Here is a 17,813-nt window from a genome sequence, read left to right on the forward strand (position 1 = left end):
TGATTTTATACTATTGCTCTCGTAATAATTATTAGTCTTATAAATTCTGTGAACTTGCAATTAACTCTGCAATATCCATCACTTTTATTTGTGCTTCTTTTTCTTTTACTTTAACACCATCGGACATCATAGTCATGCAATACGGACAAGCCGTTGCAATAATATCTGGATTGGTTTTTAATGCATCTTCTGTACGAAGCTCATTAATGTCTTTATCTCCTTTTTCAGGTTCTTTAAACATTTGTGCTCCTCCTGCTCCGCAACATAAAGCGGTTGCTTTACTACGTTTCATTTCTACTAAATTGGCATTTAGTGCACTTAAAACATCTCTTGGCGCATCATATTCAGAATTTGCTCTACCCAAGTAACAAGGATCATGAAAGGTGATTTGTTTTCCTTTATAATCGCTTTCTTTGATATCTAATTTTTTGGAATCTATTAATTGCTTAATAAATTGCGTGTGGTGCATCACTTCGTATGTACCACCTAAACCAGGATATTCGTTTTTTAAACAGTTAAAAGAGTGTGGATCGCAAGTTACAATGCGTTTCACTTCATACATATTTAAAATCTCGATATTCATCATGGCTTGCATTTGAAACAAGAATTCGTTTCCTGCTCTTTTTGCTAAATCACCTGTAGCGCTTTCTTCGGTACCTAGAACTCCAAAATTAACGCCTGCTTTGTTTAATATTTTCACAAATGCTTTGGTGATTTTTTTTGCTCTATCATCATAACTCCCAGCAGAACCAACCCAGAATAAGATATCTGGTGTTTTACCTGCTGCCATTAATTCTGCCATTGTTGGCACGTTAAGTTGTTCGCTCATTATTTTAGCTTTTAGCTATTGGCATTTCGCCTTTAGCATGTGAAACTTGTTCTTTATTTTTACTAACACTTCTCGTATTTCGAGATACTTTCGTTACTGAAAGACTGCGTTAGGGATTGAGGCATTTGTTGAAGCTCTTTTTTGTTTTTCTCAAAAAAAGCGACTGCCGAAAGCGCGACCCTTGCGGTAACGCCCAACTACGCTAAAGCTTTGTTGGACACGCCTAAATTATTTTACTCGTCTTTCCAGTTTAATCTATCCTGTTGGTTGTAAGGCCAAGGTGCTCCGTTGTTTTCAATATTGGTCATCATATTGTTCAACTCTGTTGGCGCATCACTTTTTTCCATCACCAAATAACGACGCATCTCGATAATGATCGACAATGGATCGATACTTACCGGACAAGCCTCTACACAAGCGTTACAACTGGTACATGCCCAAATTTCTTCGTTAGTGATATAGTCACCAAGTAATTGCTTACCATCGTCTTTAAACTCGCCGTTGTTTGCATCTATGTTTTTCCCAACTTCTTCCAGACGATCTCTGGTATCCATCATGATTTTTCTAGGCGAAAGCTTTTTACCTGTTAGGTTTGCAGGACATTCGCTGGTGCATCGTCCGCATTCTGTACATGTGTATGCATTTAGTAATTGTACCCAAGATAAATCTTGCACATCACTTGCTCCAAATTTTGCCGGCATTTCGTCTTCTGCTCCTTCTGGTGCTGCTGCAAATGGATCTGCATCTGGATCCATCATCATTTTTACTTCTGCAGTAACAGATGCTAAATTATTTAGTTCTCCTTTATTATTTACACGTCCGTAAAAAGTATTTGGAAACGCTAAAAGAATATGTAAATGCTTCGAAAAGTATAGGTAATTTAAAAAAGTTAAGATTCCAACAATGTGTAACCACCAAGCTGCTCTTTCTATGATATGCACGGTACTTTCTGCCATTCCAGAAAATAAAGGCGCTATAAATTGACTGATGATATTTCCAGAATTTGCTTCTTGAAAATGAAGATCGGTAGCATTCATAACTAAGAATAGCGTCATTAATACCATTTCGAAATACAGAATGATATTTCCATCGCTTTTTGGCCAACCTTTCATTTCCGGTTTCCAGAAACGCGCTAATTTTATAATGTTTCTTCTTATCCAGAATACAATAACAGCAACAAGTACAAGTACTGCAAGAATCTCGAAAGTCCCAATTAAAAAACCATATACTGCTTCTGGTAAAACGCTAGAAAAAATACGATGTGTACCAAAAAGTCCATCAATTATAATTTCTAATACTTCAATGTTTATTATTACAAAACCTACGTATACTACAACATGCAAAAATCCAGAAACCGGACGCTTCACCATTTTACTTTGTCCTAAAGCAATGTTAGCCATGTTTTTCCAACGTTGTGATTTATTATCACTAACATCTACATCTTGCCCTAACTTTATATTACGAACAAGTTTTTTTACATTTTTTGCAAAAAAGCCAAAGCCTACAATTAGTGCAATGGCAAATATTATATTTGGTAAGTAATTCATGTATAGGTTGGTTTATTGTCTTTCGCTTTCTGGTTTAATATATCCTTCTTTATTGTTTTTCCCGAAAACGGATACTTTAATATATCTACTTGGATTTAATTTAAAGTCTTGTAATAATTCTTGTAGTTGTTGTGATGCTACTTCTAAGTTGGTATACAACTCGTCATCTGTAAGTAGTTTACCAAGCGTACCTTCTCCTTTATCTAAATCGGATAAAAGCGTATTTACATTCAGTAATGTTTGGTCTAAGGTTTTTACGGTTTTAGATAATTCTACATCTTTTAAATCTTCGGAAAGCGCTCCTAAATCTTTACTTACTTTATCAAAATTAGAAAGCATAGAAGTAAGCGTTTCATCATTTTTAGCAATTAAAGAATTGAAAGAATAGGATAATGTTTTAAAGGATTTTATAGTCGTATTTAATTCGCCAATGGCATTTTTCAAGCCTTTTTCGGAATCGTCTTCTACTAATCTATTTAAACTGATTAAAAGAGAATCTGCAGATTCTAAAGTACCATCTAATCCAGAACTCAATCCAGAAAAGTTGCTTGTTAGGCTTTTTACAAGACCTTCTTCTACTTCCGATTGTAAGAAATCACCAGATTTTGCAGGCGTTCCTCCTTCCACAGGAATAATTGCAATTCCGTTTCCTCCCATCAAACCTAATTCATAAAGGCGCATTTTACTGTCTTTAGAGAATTTTAGATCTTTATCAATAGTAAAAGCAACTCGTGTTTTTCCAGATTCAAAATCATATTTAATGCTATTTATTTTACCTACATTATTTCCTTTAATAGTAACAGGAGATGAAGGTGTTAGTGCATTATAATCAAATTCTGTGTAGAATTCATTTTTGGGTTGAAAGATATTTATTCCTTTCAAATAATTGATACCTATTATAAGGAATACGATTCCTAATATAACAAGTATGGCAGTTTTAACTTCTCTAGATAACTTCAACGTTTATTGGATTGGTTATGAAACAAAATTAGAAATAAATTTACAAAGAACGACTCTAATTAGCACTTGTTTTTAAGGCTTGGTCTAGTGTAATTTTTTTCCCTTCTTTAAAAGCGACTAAAAAACAGGAAGCATATCCTCTCTTTTTAGCGTTGACTTGCAATTGTTTCGCTTTAGTGTAATCGGATGTGTAGCCGTGAAAATATTTATAAAGGTTCCCTTCTTTTTCTCTAGAAAGATCGGTTAAACCTTTAAAATTATATGCTTTTAGTGCCAGTTTTCTAGAACTAGCAGCGATTTGCACTCTAAAAACGACATCTTCAAAGATTTGCTCATGCTCCTTATTAGTAACACTTGGAAACTCTTCTTGCGGTGTAAAAACAAAAGCACCTATATTTTGGTCTAATGTAGCTTTGTAATCTGTAATAGCATCACTAATAGATTTCGATATTTCTTGTTGTCCTTTAGAAGAGTTTAAATATTTACCTTCGGAATTATTCGTAATAAAACCAGTTTCAATAAGTACACTAGGCATATAGGTATTATGTAACACCCAAAGACTAATTTGCTTTACGCCTCTACTTTTTCTTTTTAATTTGTTTTGAAAGCTTTTCTCTACCAAATCTGCAAGCATGATACTTTGGTCTACGTATTCTTCTTGCATTAATGTTAATCCTATCATGGACTCTGGTGCATTAGGATCGAAACCTTCGTAATGTTTTTCATAGTTATCCTCTAGAAAGATCACTTCGTTTTCTGCTTTGGCAATATTAAAGTTACGTTCGGTATTACCAACACCCAGAACATAAGTCTCTGTACCAGACGCTTGTGTATGATGCGCATTACAGTGAATAGACACAAATAAGTCTGCATCTGCATCATTTGCAATTTTTGCTCTACCACGAAGGGTTACAAAAACATCTGTTTTTCTAGTATAAATAACTTTAACGTTTTTGCTTTTCTCTAAATTTTTACCGACTTGTAAAGCTACTTTTAAAGCAATATCCTTTTCTGTGTACCCATTTTTTGTTGGTCTTCCAGGATCATGTCCACCATGACCAGCATCTAAAACGACAACAAACTGTTCTGCTTGTTGTGCGTAAACATTGGGTGTATTAACAAAAACGGTTAATACCACTATAAGGAATAAGGAATATAATAATCTATTGGTTTGCATACAGATAATAACTATTTAAGGTTTGAATTATTTTAAATTGCTTAATATTAAATTAATCATAAAAAATATATGTAATTTTGGCAATTCAATAACCGAGCCATACTTTTACAAAAATACATTAAAAGCGTTGCGTACAAATAAATTTCAAATACTTTTTGCTTTAAGTTTTACCATGTTTATTAACATGTGTGGCTATGCACAAGACAGACCAAAATCTGGAGGGGAGATTGTACCTGCAAAAAAGGAAGATTCTATTACCGTAAATGTAAACGATGTTTTACAACCAAAGGCTAAGAATACCACAGTAGAACTTACAGAAAAAGGAAAAGACTCTACAAAAACAGACTCTGTAAAACCAAAACCAGAATTTCTTACCGATATTGTTACCTATAAAGCGAAAGACTACACTGCTTTTAACCGAAAGGAGCAAAAGCTATACTTATATAATGAAGCTGAGATTTATTATGGAGACATGGAAATTAAAGCTGGAGTAATTGTTATTGATTATAGTAAAAACGAAGTATATGCCGGAAGAGTGAAAGATTCTGCTGGTGTTTACTCACAACATCCTATTTTTAAACAAGGAGAACAAATAGTAGAACCAGATTCTATCCGATTTAATATAGATACCGAAAAAGCATTAATATTTAACTCAAGAACAGAGCAAGCTGGCGGATTTTTTGACAGTGAAATCTCTAAAAAAGAAAATGATTCGGTGTATTTTGTACAAAATGCTAAGTATACAACTTCCGAAAACAGAGAAGATCCAGAATATTACTTTTTATTGCGAAAAGCAAAAGTGGTTCCAGACGAAAAAGTAGCTACAGGTTTAACCAATATGTTTATTTATGGTGTTCCTACCCCTATAGGTTTGCCTTTTGCGTATTTTCCGTTAACCAAAAAACAGACTTCTGGTGTTATATTTCCTAGTTTTGGAGAGCAAAGCTCTAGAGGGTACTTTTTACAAAATGGAGGTTATTACTTTGCACTTAGTGATTATGTAGATTTAGCAGTCCTTGGTGATTATTATACCAATGGTAGTTATGGTCTGCGTTTACAAAGTAAATACAATGTACGTTATAAATTTAATGGAGACTTTAGTTTTAGGTATGAAAACCTAATAACTAGTGAACGTGGTTTTGATGATTACGCAAAAAGCACTGTTTATAATTTACGTTGGTCGCACAGTCAAGATACTAAGGCTAGTCCGAACTCCCGTTTCTCCGCTTCTGTAAACTTAGGAAGTAGTAACTACTACCAAACCTCTGTTAATCAAACAAACGTTTCCAACTTTTTAAATAATACGCTATCTTCTTCTATCTCCTATTCAAAAACATTTCAAGGAGAACCACAAGTAAATATGAGCGCCACTGCAACACACAGACAAAATACCAATACAGAAAGTATTAACATGACACTTCCAACAATACAAGCAAGTGTTAGCCGTATTTTTCCATTTGCAAGTAAGACAGGAACAAAAAATGGAATTATTCAAAACATTAACTTTCAATATAATTTAAGTGCAGAAAACAATATAACTACAACAGATTCGCTATTCTTTAAAAAAGAAATGTGGGACGATATGTTAACTGGTATTAAACATACCATACCATTATCTACCAACTTTAAGCTTTTTAAATATTTTAGTTTAAGTGCAAGTAGTAATTATGAAGAAAAATGGACTTTTAATACCATCAGTAAAAGTTACGACACTGTTTTAGAAGAAGAAGTAACTACAGAAAAAAGTGGTTTGGATGCTTTTAGAACTTATAATTTTAGTACCAGCCTAGGAACTACTATTTATGGTATGTTTAATTTTGAAAAAGAAGGCGAAGACAAAAAAATAAAAGCGATTAGACACGTTATGCGTCCGTCGGTGAGTTATAATATTAATCCTTCCTTTGATAGATATTGGGATTCTTACGAAGTCGTAAATGCCGATGGAGAGGTTGAAGAAGAAGTAGCTTTTTCACGATTTGAAGAAAGCCTTTATGGAGCACCGAATCGAAATTTCTCTAGCTCGATGGGTTTAAGTCTTTCTAATAATTTTGAAGCCAAAGTAAAAGATAAAGACAGCACAAAAACCGAAGCTAAAAAAATCATTTTATTAAACAATTTAAACTTTTCTACTTCCTATAATTTTGCTGGAGATTCCCTACAATGGAGCCCAATGCGTGTTAGTGGAGGAACACAAATACTTAACGATAAAATGTCTATCAATTTTGGAGCAGTTTTAGATCCTTATGCTTTAGATAATAACAACAGTAAAGTAGATGTGTATAATATAAATAATGGAGGTAGCTTATTTCGACTTACAAGCGCAAACCTTACCATGAATTATACGTTAAACAGTAAATCTTTTAGCGGAAAAGAAGACGAAAGCAGAGAGAACAGTAGAGACGAAACCTTAAAAAGTGGTGGTCGAGCAGATGACCTTTTTGGTGTTTCTGAAGATTTTGCAGACCAAAGGTTAAATAATAATAAACAAGAAGATAAAGAGTCCAGCGAGTTTTATAATTATAAAATGCCTTGGAGTTTACGACTTGCCTATGCGGTAAATTACTCTAATGCAACCAGGCAGAACGAAATATCCTCACATTCGTTAATGTTTTCTGGAGATATTGAGTTTTCACCACGATGGACTGTTGGAGCTTCTTCTGGTTACGATTTGCAAAACCAAGGTTTTACTTACACACAATTACGTTTTGAACGTGATTTATTAAGCTGGCGAATGAATCTTTCTTGGGTTCCGTTTAGTTCACGAAGTTCTTGGAATTTCTTTATTGGTATTAAATCTAGTATATTAAAAGATATTAAATACGAAAAACGTAGACAGCCAGATGATCAACTGTAATGTTTAGTATTCAGTCGCAGTTTGCTGTTAGTGGTAAAGAAGTTATTTATCATGCTGAGCTTGTTGAAGCATTTATAAAGACTTGTCATTCTGAACTAGATTCAGAATCTATATAAATAAAGTTTAATTAAAAGAGATTTCCACCTTCCTTCCTACGGCAGGCAGGCTCGGGAAATGAAAAAATAAGTTTTCTATGAAAAAAATAATCACAACACCAAACGCTCCTGCTCCTATTGGACCATACAACCAAGCTGTTTTATCTGGAAATACGTTATATACTTCTGGACAAATTGCATTACATCCAGAAACTGGAGAATTGGTTATGGACGATATTAAAACTGAAACCAAACAAGTTATGGAAAACATGAAAGCGGTTCTTGCTGCTGCAAACATGACTTTTGACAACGTGATTAAAACGTCTATATTTATTAGCGATATGCACAACTTTGCACAAATAAACGAAGTGTATGGTCAGTATTTTGATAACGACTCCGCTCCTGCTAGAGAAACGGTTGAAGTTGCTAATCTACCAAAATTTGTAAATGTGGAAATTAGTTGTATTGCTGTTTTATAAATTCCAAAAATAGCTAACCTTAATAAAAACACCCAAAGACTCCTGTAGTTTTTGGGTGTTTTTGTTTAAAGTCCTTCCGCTATATTAGCATTCTATTCTTTAATATTTCTGCTCTATTTCTAAGGTTCATTTGTATTCCATTCCTTCCGAAGAACAAATAGAAACATATTTAATACCGCTATTTTTATTTATTATAGAGAGTCCGGCGTACTAAACTTTCCTCCTTCTTTCCTTCCGGCTAATTAGTCACTAACTGTTGCCGGATCTTACGAAAGAATTTAATCTTATATACTTAATTATTTTCCGTTTTATTTACCTATACCTTCAAAAACAGGCAGTCTCCTACTCTTTTATCTGATACATTTCATTTTCTTACTGAATAAAATACACCTTTTTAATCTTATTATTTTCTATATGATAGATGGCTACTGCTTCCAACATTTCATCACCAAATTGCACAAGTTCTTTATCTATAACAATATTGCCCTGAACAATTCTTTCCTTTAATTCACAATGTAGATTAGGCATATTATCAAACATGCTAGCATATTGTTTTCTCATCGTTTCTTTCCCTGTATAAAGTAGTTTATCTGGATACATATACACGGCAACATCTTCGGCATAAGGCTCTAAAAAGGCCTCAATATTTCTAAAGTTATAGGCATTTAATTGTCGTTGTGCTAAATCTGCAGGTGTATCTTTTAATAATTCATTCGGTTTAAAAACTTTGCCTTTATTGATAACGACATTAATTTTACTCACATTTTCTATGTCATCAATCGGATTTGCATCCAATAAAACAAGATTCGCTTTTTTACCAATACTTACTGTTCCGAACTCTTCTTCTTTATTAAATATTTTCGCACCATTTATTGTAGATGCTTGTATGATTTGCCAAGTATTCATGCCGCTTTTTTGCATGGCTTTTAATTCTGCTAAATAGGAAGAAGCATGTAAAGTTCCAATATTTCCAGCATCTGTACCCGTAGCAATTAAGACTCCTGCATCCGATAGGATTTTAAGGTTTTCCATACTAATGGCATTTAACTTTTTTAAGTCATTAATACTTTTTTCGCCGTTTGCATAGTTTTTATAATTATTAACAAGTGTAGTATCCGACAAATGTTTTAGATCCAATAAAGAACCTAATTGGTACGGATCTGCTTTTTGCAACTCGTGATTACTCATATTTATGTTTTGACCGAATGTATTAAAATAGCCATTATTCACTATTAATGTTGGACAAATAATGGTCTTATTCTTTTTCATTAATTGTACAAAATCGTCCTTTAAAATCTCGTCATCTATACTATGCACTAAAAAATCGGCACCATTTTCAACGGCCAATTGTGCTGTGATACGTTCGGTTGCATGCACTGCAACTTTCAAATTATTTTTATGAGCTTCTTCTATTATAGCTTTTATTATTGGCAAGTTTTTATGCGCGCTTTCTTCTACACTTAAACCATCCGCTCCAGCGATATACCATATTTTGATAAAATCTGGACTATACTGCAGTTGTTCTTTAACGCCATGGATACCATCTTCTATTGTTTTAGTTAATGTAAATGGTTCGTCTATTCCTAAATTCTCATATACTTTTGGTTCATACGTGGTTAATAAAGGTCCTGTGATAAAAATGGAAGGCGAAAAAGCTTTGTCGGTAAAATCTTTTCGCTGATTAAGGAAATGATAATTTGCACCAACATCTACTACGGTAGTAATCCCATTTTGAAGGTATCTTCTTAATTTGGTTTCCATATCGCTTTTTGCATGGGCGATTTCTTCGTCATAGCTCTTATATTTTTGTAAATTCATAACATCTGGACGCGTATATAATCCGCCATTTTGAAAAAAATGAATGTGAGCATCTACAAAACCTGGAAATAGATATTTATTAGAACCATCGATTATTGATGCCTTTTCGGGAATCTTTATTTTATTACTTTTTGCAATATTGGTAATCACATCATTGGTGATAACAACTGTTTGGTTAGGAATTAATTTTTGTTTTTCTACATCTGCAATGGTAACATTGGTAATATAGGTTTGTGCAAAAATGGAAAATGAGGTCATTAGAACTGCGAAAACTATAATTTGTTTTTTTATCATTTTAATAGATTTTTAAATTAATAGTATTTTTACTTAAACTGCACGCAACAAATTAATAAACAAGTAGTTAAACACAACACACAACCAATTTAGTAAATAAAAACGTATAAAAAACTCGGAAGGTTTTACTCTTTTTATTCCGTTCATTTTTGTCTTACCGTATCGTAGTCATTTTCGAAATCTTACCATTTTCAATTTCATAAATAACAATCGCGTTAAAATTATCGCCATTAACAGTTAGATATTCTTCGTCAATAACTACATTTCCAATAATTATTCGGTTTTTAATGTCGCAGTGTAAATCGGGTGTTTGTGCAAAAAAATCACTAAAAACGGTTTGTAATTGTTTTTTGCCCTGTACATAAATCTTATTCGGGAAGTCATACGCCGCTACTTCGCTATCAAAGGTTTCCACAAAAGCGTCCATATTTTTTGTATTGAATGCTTCTAATTGTTGCTGAATAATAGCTTCTGCTTCTGGTAATTTTTCTTTATTCTGAATGAAAGTCTTACTAACTATTTGTCCATTTCGGATTTCATATACTACAGCACGATGATGCTCTTTACCATTTATGTTTATGCGTTCTTCATCGATAACTATATTCCCTTTATGTATTCGTTTTAAGATTTCAACGTTAGCTTCCGGATTCTTTGAGAAGAAATCTTTATAGTCTGAAATTAGTTTCGATTTACCTTGGTATAATGTATCGTTGGGAAAGTTCTGAACGATTACAGGATCGGAATAATAAGATGCAAAACGTTCTAAATCCTTATTGTTGAATGCAAGAGATTGCTTTTCAATCAAAATTAATGGTGATTCTTCAGACACTAGCGCCAAATGCTTGCCGTCCGGACTTATTGCCATTCTAGAAATCCCATTTATTTCATTTTCTTGGAACTGATGTATAATACTTATGCTATCGTCTAAAGTATTTAATTGGGCGATTATTTTATCATCGGGAATTAAGATTTTGTTTTCAGATAACCAACATATATCAGGAATTAAGATAGGTAACGATTTGATGATTTTTATATCGCCTGTGATAGGATTTAAAGATTTTATTGTTGTGGCATTATTTTCGACACTTATAAAACCAATTAGATTAGAATTCGGAATTTTATGTAAAGAACGTCCAACGTTTTTATGTACCGTTTGATTCGTGTTTTTTTCTAAGTCAGATATCACTAAGTTCATGCTATCTTCTACTAACATCGCAGAAACCAAGATGTTTTGGTTATACCAAACGTGATAGCCCACTTTTATATCCTTTAAAAGGATTTGAGAAGTTTCGTTTGTGAAGTCGTAGCTATACAATCTTTGTAATCCGTTTTTATCTAACCGAATTGCAGAAACAGCCTTCTTATTTGGAATTTTTAAAGGAGAATATTCGCTTCCGGAAGCAGTATTTGTTTTCCAAGCATTTTCATCTGTAGTTATCGTATAGCTTTTAATATCGGTCTGATGGTTTCTAGAGGAAGCGAAAAGAACTGTATTATTATCATAAAAATAAGGCTGGTTGTCATAACCCGCATTATTTGAAATATTTTTCAGGTGTACCAATGCGATAGTATCCTTAGTATTTGTGATATCTAATAAAAAAACCTCTGTGTTCGTTTGGGAAAAAAGGTGCACTGAGATAAAAACGAGGAGTAGAAATATTATTTTTTTCATTTGTTATTTATTTTGATTTGATAATCTGTGTAAACTAACACCTTACTCTAATTACTTCTAACGTATTTAACAAAACGGGATACCGTCTTTTTCCCCATCACCTTCTACTTCTCATTCTCCAGCAACCAATTTGCATAACATTCCGTTAAAAACGCAACACCTTCTTTTTTGTAGTCATCCGTAAAAAGCGTAAAATGATCTCCCGGATAGTAGGTGAATTCCATGTTAGCATCTAGTTTTTTCATTTCTTTTTCTAACAGTCTTACCGCATGATGTAAATGAAAGTTATCACTAGTACCTACAGAGATTCTAATCTTTCCGTTAAGGTCTTTTTGAAGATCGTTCCAGTTTGCTCGTAATAAAAGGGATAAGTCATATCTTTTCCATAGCGGAATCGCATTTTTATTAATCGATCCATCTGGAATATGTACTAATCGGATTCTATTTCCTTCCGCATCATAACCACCAAAAACTGCATCAAAAGAACGCAATTGCGAACCTCTATAAATCACGTTTTCGGTTCTATAAAAATCTTTCGCACTAATTACTGGGAATCTTCCTGCTATGGTAACATCTGCTAGTAGATTTCCTGCTGCATCATAAAACATATCTTCGGTTTCATAGATATTTTTGTTTTGATAATTTCTAAAATCTACTTGATCTGGCGCACTAGACCAAGCACCTGCAAAAACTTTTGGATAGTTAATTTGTAACCATAAACTGGTCCAACCACCACTACTATGTCCGTGTAATAAATTAGCCTTATTGGTTTGATACTTCTGGTTTACTGCTGGAATTAATTCTTGTACAAAGGCATCACCCCAAGGACCATTCACATCACTGTTAGCGTAGGTAGAATGCCCTTCAGAACAACTTCCATCTAAATACACCACAATTACTGGTTGATCTCCTAGATTGCCTATATGCGATTTTCCTTTGCCAGGATAGTATTTATAATTCCCACCAAAACCAGAAATAGTATATACAACAGGATATGTCACTTTCGGATTTTCATAATAACCTTCTGGCAGACTTACGGCTGCACTTACAAACATCTCTTTATTATGAAATGCACTTAATAGTTTAGAGGATACGCGTAACTCTTTTAAAGACGCTGTTTCATTAAATGGTGTTGCTGCTACCTCTTGATTCGCTTCTATTTTAAAAACGGTTTTAAAGTTCTTGTCAAGATTTACACGAATGGGTTCGGAATAGATATTTCCAGTACTTGTCCCAATATTAGCATCTCCATAAAGATTTAAGTCGAAAACCGCTTGCACATAATAGATACCTCGTTCTATATTGGATAATGCCACAGGATACGAAATCGCGTCATCATTAAAAGTTACGGTTTCGTTCGCTTTTAAATTTTGTACCTGCATGCGGTAGACTGGCGTTAGTTCTAATCCGACAAAAATATTCTTTGGGGCTTTTTTCTCTTTAGAAAGATACAAGAGCACATTCCCAGAAAAGTCTTCTTTGATTGCTTCTTTTGCAAAACTAACTTCAAATACTTGCGCATTCAAATGGAGTCCAATTATTAAAAATAGGAGATTAATAAGTGCTGTTTTTTCCATGTCTTTCATTTTTTCATATAAGGAATTAGAACTTTAAGAATACCAGTTCTTTCCTTATAATAGATTAATAGCTAAACAAATCTAGAAGTTTATTTCTTCATATTAAAACAATCTAATATAGGGTTTCTAAAAGTTATTAACAGAAAACGCTATGAGTCAACGTGTTAAATAGTGTTTTCTTTTTTTGGCACGATGCTTGTATCTCTCTTAGTAAGTTCAATTTTAAAACTTACAATTATGAAACAGATATTAGCAATTTTTACAGCAATCCTTTTTACGGGATTTACTGCAAACGCAACCCCAACCACCACACTAGATGACGATATTAATACCAATACAGCTTCGAGAGGTTATGGAAATTCTTTCATATTTGTAGAACAAGGTGTTGAGTTTTCCATCTTTCCAGACGGCCAGTTTGATTTTTACATGAACAATCAAGGGTCGAACATCAACGTGTCTGTAAACCATGGTAATACAAATATTAGTTTTAACACTGGTTATGATTATGATGCGTATGTACAATACGATGAATTTGGAGCAATAGTACAAATAGAACATGTTCCTGTTTTTTACGATTATTATGGTCGTGTAAATCAAGTTGGTAATGTTTTCATTAACTACAACAGCTTTGGTTATGTAACACAAGTTGGTGGTTTATATGCACATTATAACAGGTACAACCGTTTTACGCACCACACTGGGTTTATAAACGTATACAACCGTTTTTATGTGTATAGACCTTGGCATGCACATTTTAGAATTCCACTTTTTAGTCATTGTGTAGTTTACAACAGACCTTACAGACAGCATTACAACCCTATTAGATACCAATACACAAGACCCTTTACAAATAACTACAGACGTACATCTGCAGTTGCTAGCAGACGTGGAAGCACGATAAACAGAAGAAGTGAATTGGCAACTAGAGGAAACGATAGACCTAGAAATACAGTAGCTGCAAATACGGTTAGACCAAGAGGTGCTGCAACAACGCCTAGAAGTACGAATACTACAAAACCTAGAACAACATCAAGTCCTAGAAATACAGTATCAACGAAACCTAGAACAACATCTAGTCCTAGAGGTACTGTTTCAACAAAGCCTAGAACAACGTCTAGTCCTAGAAATACAGTATCAACAAAACCTAGAACAACATCTAGTCCTAGAAACACAGTATCCACAAAACCTAGAACAGCATCAAAGCCAAGAAGTACCGTTTCGACAAAGCCTAGAACAACATCTAGTCCTAGAGTAAATACATCAAGCCCTAGAAAAAGCACAACAAAAAGCGTTTCAAGAAGTACAAAATCTAGTAGCAGAAGCGTTGCTTCTAACTCTAGAAGTAGAAGATAAAAAAATTGCTTAGTTAGTTGAAGATCCTATCACAAGTTTGCCCCAAAGCAACGTGATAGGATTTTTATATTTTATCTGAATAAATATAGGTCTTTAGACTGTTATCGAGGTAATAGATTCCTTCTTAATAAAGGAATTACTTAATCTTTAATAGCTTTTTTATTAGTGATGTAATGTCACTAGACAAAGAAAACTGAAGTACAACAAAACCATAAAGCATTGCTACTAATGTACTTTTTATTGCAATATTAAGTATTGGATGAAAAGGGAATTCCCAGAAATAAAATCCTAAACAAAGCATTATTATCAGCACTAATGTATACCCAGTCTTTTTTGTAAAAGGATGGATTTTAAATTTTAAATTTACATACCACAATTTTAAGGCATCGTATATAGTAAATGCTATAAGACTTGCAATTGCAGCTCCTTCTATTCCGTACAAAGGAATAAGAAAATAATTTAATCCTATAGCAAGTAAAACAATACAAAAACCAAAGGTTAGTATGATTCGGTAATAATCCGAATTAAAAATAATAGCGCTATTGTTTCCTAAAAGATTATCTACCAGTTTTACAATAGAAATTATAAAAACAATGAATAACCCCTGACTATATTCTGGATTCATTAATGTATATAATTGATTGATATTTACGATAATGAGTACAAAAATAAAACCTCCTATAATAAATAAATTGATAGAACTCTTTTTGTAGAGTTGTGCTAATTCCCGATGGTTTTTATTATTTAAATACGAAGCGGTTAAAGGGTTTATTATTTGTTGCATTGCTCGAGAAGGAACTGCAATTACCGTAGCAATAAAAATAGCAACACTATAATATGCAATGTTTTCTATTTCAATAAGTTCACCAATCATAAACTTATCTAAATCTAAAAGAACCATAGACACAGAACCCGCAATTATTATTAGGAAACTATATTTTATAACCGTTAGATAATCGAAAGATTTAGTAAAGCTTAACTTTGGAAAACGTACACTAAAAGCATACACCATCATGATTAGCATTCTAATAATATACACTATGGTAACTGCATAAATAAACTCGTCTACCGTCAGTTTTTTAAAGTAAACTGCAAATAGCAAAGTCATGGTACCTAACCTATGAAATGCTTCACGCATGAAATTCCCAAAAACCGATTTAAAGTGAATTTTGCTCCATGAGAAAAAGATTTCAAAATAAGCAAAAGCAACAGCTAAAACATACATTAGCCAAGTATAGTCTTTAATTATTTGGTTTTCTTTAGCTAGCCAATTGGCAATCGTTTCGTAAAAAAGAGAACCTAAAATCCCAGCAGGAATAATAACCAATAAAGGTAAAAACAACATGAACGTTAAAAAGTTGTTTTGCAGTCGCTTTGTTTTATACGAAGAATAGAATTTTATTAAGGTATTGTTTACACCAAATATTAGTATTGGCATCATTAGGTTTGCTGTAGAAAGTACAAATACGACCAAACCAAAATAGTCTGCAGATAAAAATGCGGTATATAAAAACAAGGTATTAATTGCTCCTACACCAAAACCTAAATAGGTAACGATGGTGTTTTTTATAGATTGTGAAGCAACTATTCCCATAAATATTTATAAATAACAAATATCAAAAACTAAATTCCAAATTCCAAAATTCAATTCGAAGTCGAAAATACATTAATTAAAATCATTTTTTTTCAAATGTTTTTCTCTGTGAAACTCTGTGCATCAATTTTATTTCAATTTAAAAAATTGCAACAACTTTTCGATTATTGGTTTTTTTTATTTTGAACACGGAACACAGGTTATTGCTTACTGCTTACAAAATGAATTAATTCCCCCAATGTACTTGTTAACGTTCTCCTGCTATATTTTTGCAATCCTATAGCATGCGATTGTAATGTGTTTTCTTGAAATGCTTTAAAGTGCGTCAAAATTACGCTTTTTAAATTATCATAATCCGAATAACTAAAATAGTTTCCGGTATTGGTTTCTGCAATTATTTTTTCGACATCCGATCCCTTTGGGCCCAATGCAATTATTGGTCTTTTAGAAACCATATACTCAAACAGCTTTCCAGGAATAATGCATTTTGTTTCTTCGGAATTGATTTCAATTAGCAATAATAATTGTGACTCTTTCTGAATACTAATAGCTTTATTATGAGAAACATATCCTACCTTATCTAAATATTCACTTAAACCGTAATCATCCATGTTTTTAAGAACGTTTTCACTAACGGCACCTACCAGTTTTAATTGAAAATATTTCTTGAAAGCTTCATTTTCTACTATTAATTCCTTCAATACTTGCCATAAAACTTCTGGATTTCTTTTTGCTAATAGAGAACCAATATGTGCTAAAGTAAACTTTTTATCTAAAGTAATTACTTCGGTTTTCTCTACATCATACCCATTTGTAATTACTGCAATTGGCTGTTCTGTTTTTTGCTGAAACTCCTTTTTTGTCACATTACTAGTAACTATAATTTGGTCTGCATTTTGTAAAACCTTTCGTTCTAAAGCAATGTGTTTTTGCTTGGCTATTTTAGTTAGCTTTAATTCTTTGTGATAACCAATGGTAGTCCAAGGATCTCTAAAATCTGCTAACCACTTCACTCCTAGTCTTTCCTTAAGCTGCATACCAATAAGGTGTAAACTATGTGGCGGACCCGTTGTAATAATGGTATCTATTTTATAATCACTTATATATGTAGAAAGATAGTTTACAGAAGGTTTTACCCAGTTTTTACGAGCATCAGGAATAAAGAAATTACCACGAACAAAAAGCATTAATTTTTCAATAACCGTTTGCTTTTTCTGCTCCGGAATTAAACCTTTACTAATTGACTTAGCGTTCTTTTTAGATAGAAATCCTGCGAACTTATAAGGCTCGCTAATGGGTTGTTTAATAATGGTTAACTCTTTGGAAACCTCGCTTATTAAACTTGCATCTATTAAAGGATAATTAGGATTCTCTGGAATATAAACAATAGGTTCTATATCAAATTCCGGTAAATACTTTACAAACTTTAGCCAACGTTGTACTCCTGGCCCTCCTGCTGGTGGCCAATAATAGCTAATAATAAGTACCTTTTTTTTATTCATTATTTTATTCCTACGAAGGCAGGAATCTCATAAATTAAACCATATAGTAGATTCCTACGAAA

At 33.0% G+C, this 17,813-nt stretch carries 12 protein-coding genes; 3 read left to right on the forward strand and 9 right to left on the reverse strand.

The window, feature by feature from the left end:
* Nucleotides 1-37 precede the first annotated feature (37 nt).
* The 4 genes from AMD28_RS15115 to AMD28_RS15130 all read right to left on the reverse strand — a co-directional run bounded on the left by AMD28_RS15115 (nucleotide 38) and on the right by AMD28_RS15130 (nucleotide 4,513).
* Nucleotides 38-829 (reverse strand): (Fe-S)-binding protein, encoded by a 792-nt coding sequence (locus AMD28_RS15115; RefSeq protein ID WP_055444961.1) that lies wholly within the window; start codon nucleotides 827-829, stop codon nucleotides 38-40.
* 233 nt (nucleotides 830-1,062) lie between these two features.
* Nucleotides 1,063-2,376, reverse strand: a complete 1,314-nt coding sequence (locus AMD28_RS15120) for a 4Fe-4S dicluster domain-containing protein (RefSeq protein WP_055444962.1) — start codon at nucleotides 2,374-2,376, stop codon at nucleotides 1,063-1,065.
* A 12-nt stretch (nucleotides 2,377-2,388) separates the two neighbouring features.
* On the reverse strand, nucleotides 2,389-3,336 hold the full coding sequence (locus AMD28_RS15125) for an MlaD family protein (RefSeq protein WP_055444963.1): 948 nt from the start codon (nucleotides 3,334-3,336) through the stop codon (nucleotides 2,389-2,391).
* Between the two features lie 55 nt (nucleotides 3,337-3,391).
* On the reverse strand, nucleotides 3,392-4,513 hold the full coding sequence (locus tag AMD28_RS15130) for an N-acetylmuramoyl-L-alanine amidase family protein (RefSeq protein ID WP_055444964.1): 1,122 nt from the start codon (nucleotides 4,511-4,513) through the stop codon (nucleotides 3,392-3,394).
* Between the two features lie 172 nt (nucleotides 4,514-4,685).
* Here AMD28_RS15130 and AMD28_RS15135 point away from each other — a divergent pair, with 172 nt between their 5' ends.
* A complete protein-coding gene (locus AMD28_RS15135; protein WP_420806057.1) occupies nucleotides 4,686-7,367 on the forward strand; it encodes a putative LPS assembly protein LptD in 2,682 nt (893 codons plus the stop codon).
* 193 nt (nucleotides 7,368-7,560) lie between these two features.
* The gene (locus AMD28_RS15140) at nucleotides 7,561-7,941 is read left to right on the forward strand and encodes a RidA family protein (protein WP_055444965.1); all 381 of its coding nucleotides are present in this window, start codon (nucleotides 7,561-7,563) and stop codon (nucleotides 7,939-7,941) included.
* A gap of 372 nt (nucleotides 7,942-8,313) precedes the next feature.
* On the opposite strand, the gene AMD28_RS15145 is transcribed toward AMD28_RS15140, so the two are convergent.
* From AMD28_RS15145 to AMD28_RS15155, 3 genes are all read right to left on the reverse strand, one after another.
* A complete protein-coding gene (locus tag AMD28_RS15145; RefSeq protein WP_083478336.1) occupies nucleotides 8,314-10,053 on the reverse strand; it encodes an amidohydrolase family protein in 1,740 nt (579 codons plus the stop codon).
* 154 nt (nucleotides 10,054-10,207) lie between these two features.
* The gene (locus tag AMD28_RS15150) at nucleotides 10,208-11,725 is read right to left on the reverse strand and encodes a nuclear transport factor 2 family protein (protein WP_083478337.1); all 1,518 of its coding nucleotides are present in this window, start codon (nucleotides 11,723-11,725) and stop codon (nucleotides 10,208-10,210) included.
* Nucleotides 11,726-11,829: 104 nt separating this feature from the next.
* On the reverse strand, nucleotides 11,830-13,302 hold the full coding sequence (locus AMD28_RS15155; protein WP_161804643.1) for an alpha/beta hydrolase-fold protein: 1,473 nt from the start codon (nucleotides 13,300-13,302) through the stop codon (nucleotides 11,830-11,832).
* A 237-nt stretch (nucleotides 13,303-13,539) separates the two neighbouring features.
* Between AMD28_RS15155 and AMD28_RS15160 the strand changes: the two genes are divergently transcribed.
* On the forward strand, nucleotides 13,540-14,655 hold the full coding sequence (locus AMD28_RS15160) for a hypothetical protein (RefSeq protein ID WP_055444968.1): 1,116 nt from the start codon (nucleotides 13,540-13,542) through the stop codon (nucleotides 14,653-14,655).
* A gap of 136 nt (nucleotides 14,656-14,791) precedes the next feature.
* Here the strand turns inward: AMD28_RS15160 and AMD28_RS15165 are convergent, their stop codons facing one another.
* The gene (locus AMD28_RS15165) at nucleotides 14,792-16,249 is read right to left on the reverse strand and encodes a lipopolysaccharide biosynthesis protein (RefSeq protein WP_055444969.1); all 1,458 of its coding nucleotides are present in this window, start codon (nucleotides 16,247-16,249) and stop codon (nucleotides 14,792-14,794) included.
* Nucleotides 16,250-16,449: 200 nt separating this feature from the next.
* The gene (locus AMD28_RS15170; protein ID WP_055444970.1) at nucleotides 16,450-17,751 is read right to left on the reverse strand and encodes a glycosyltransferase family 4 protein; all 1,302 of its coding nucleotides are present in this window, start codon (nucleotides 17,749-17,751) and stop codon (nucleotides 16,450-16,452) included.
* Between the last annotated feature and the right edge of the window lie 62 nt (nucleotides 17,752-17,813).

The sequence above is a fragment of the Lacinutrix himadriensis genome, from assembly GCF_001418105.1.
In the GTDB taxonomy this organism is placed as follows: domain Bacteria; phylum Bacteroidota; class Bacteroidia; order Flavobacteriales; family Flavobacteriaceae; genus Oceanihabitans; species Oceanihabitans himadriense.

Excerpts from the sequence above, each read along its gene's own strand:
- AMD28_RS15135 (WP_420806057.1), top strand. The coding sequence starts at position 4,686 with ATGTTTATTAACATGTGTGGCTATGCACAAGACAGACCAAAATCTGGA.
- AMD28_RS15150 (WP_083478337.1), bottom strand. The coding sequence starts at position 11,725 with ATGAAAAAAATAATATTTCTACTCCTCGTTTTTATCTCAGTGCACCTT.
- AMD28_RS15145 (WP_083478336.1), bottom strand. The coding sequence starts at position 10,053 with ATGATAAAAAAACAAATTATAGTTTTCGCAGTTCTAATGACCTCATTT.
- AMD28_RS15170 (WP_055444970.1), bottom strand. The coding sequence starts at position 17,751 with ATGAATAAAAAAAAGGTACTTATTATTAGCTATTATTGGCCACCAGCA.
- AMD28_RS15120 (WP_055444962.1), bottom strand. The coding sequence starts at position 2,376 with ATGAATTACTTACCAAATATAATATTTGCCATTGCACTAATTGTAGGC.
- AMD28_RS15130 (WP_055444964.1), bottom strand. The coding sequence starts at position 4,513 with ATGCAAACCAATAGATTATTATATTCCTTATTCCTTATAGTGGTATTA.
- AMD28_RS15140 (WP_055444965.1), top strand. The coding sequence starts at position 7,561 with ATGAAAAAAATAATCACAACACCAAACGCTCCTGCTCCTATTGGACCA.
- AMD28_RS15160 (WP_055444968.1), top strand. The coding sequence starts at position 13,540 with ATGAAACAGATATTAGCAATTTTTACAGCAATCCTTTTTACGGGATTT.
- AMD28_RS15165 (WP_055444969.1), bottom strand. The coding sequence starts at position 16,249 with ATGGGAATAGTTGCTTCACAATCTATAAAAAACACCATCGTTACCTAT.
- AMD28_RS15115 (WP_055444961.1), bottom strand. The coding sequence starts at position 829 with ATGAGCGAACAACTTAACGTGCCAACAATGGCAGAATTAATGGCAGCA.
- AMD28_RS15155 (WP_161804643.1), bottom strand. The coding sequence starts at position 13,302 with ATGGAAAAAACAGCACTTATTAATCTCCTATTTTTAATAATTGGACTC.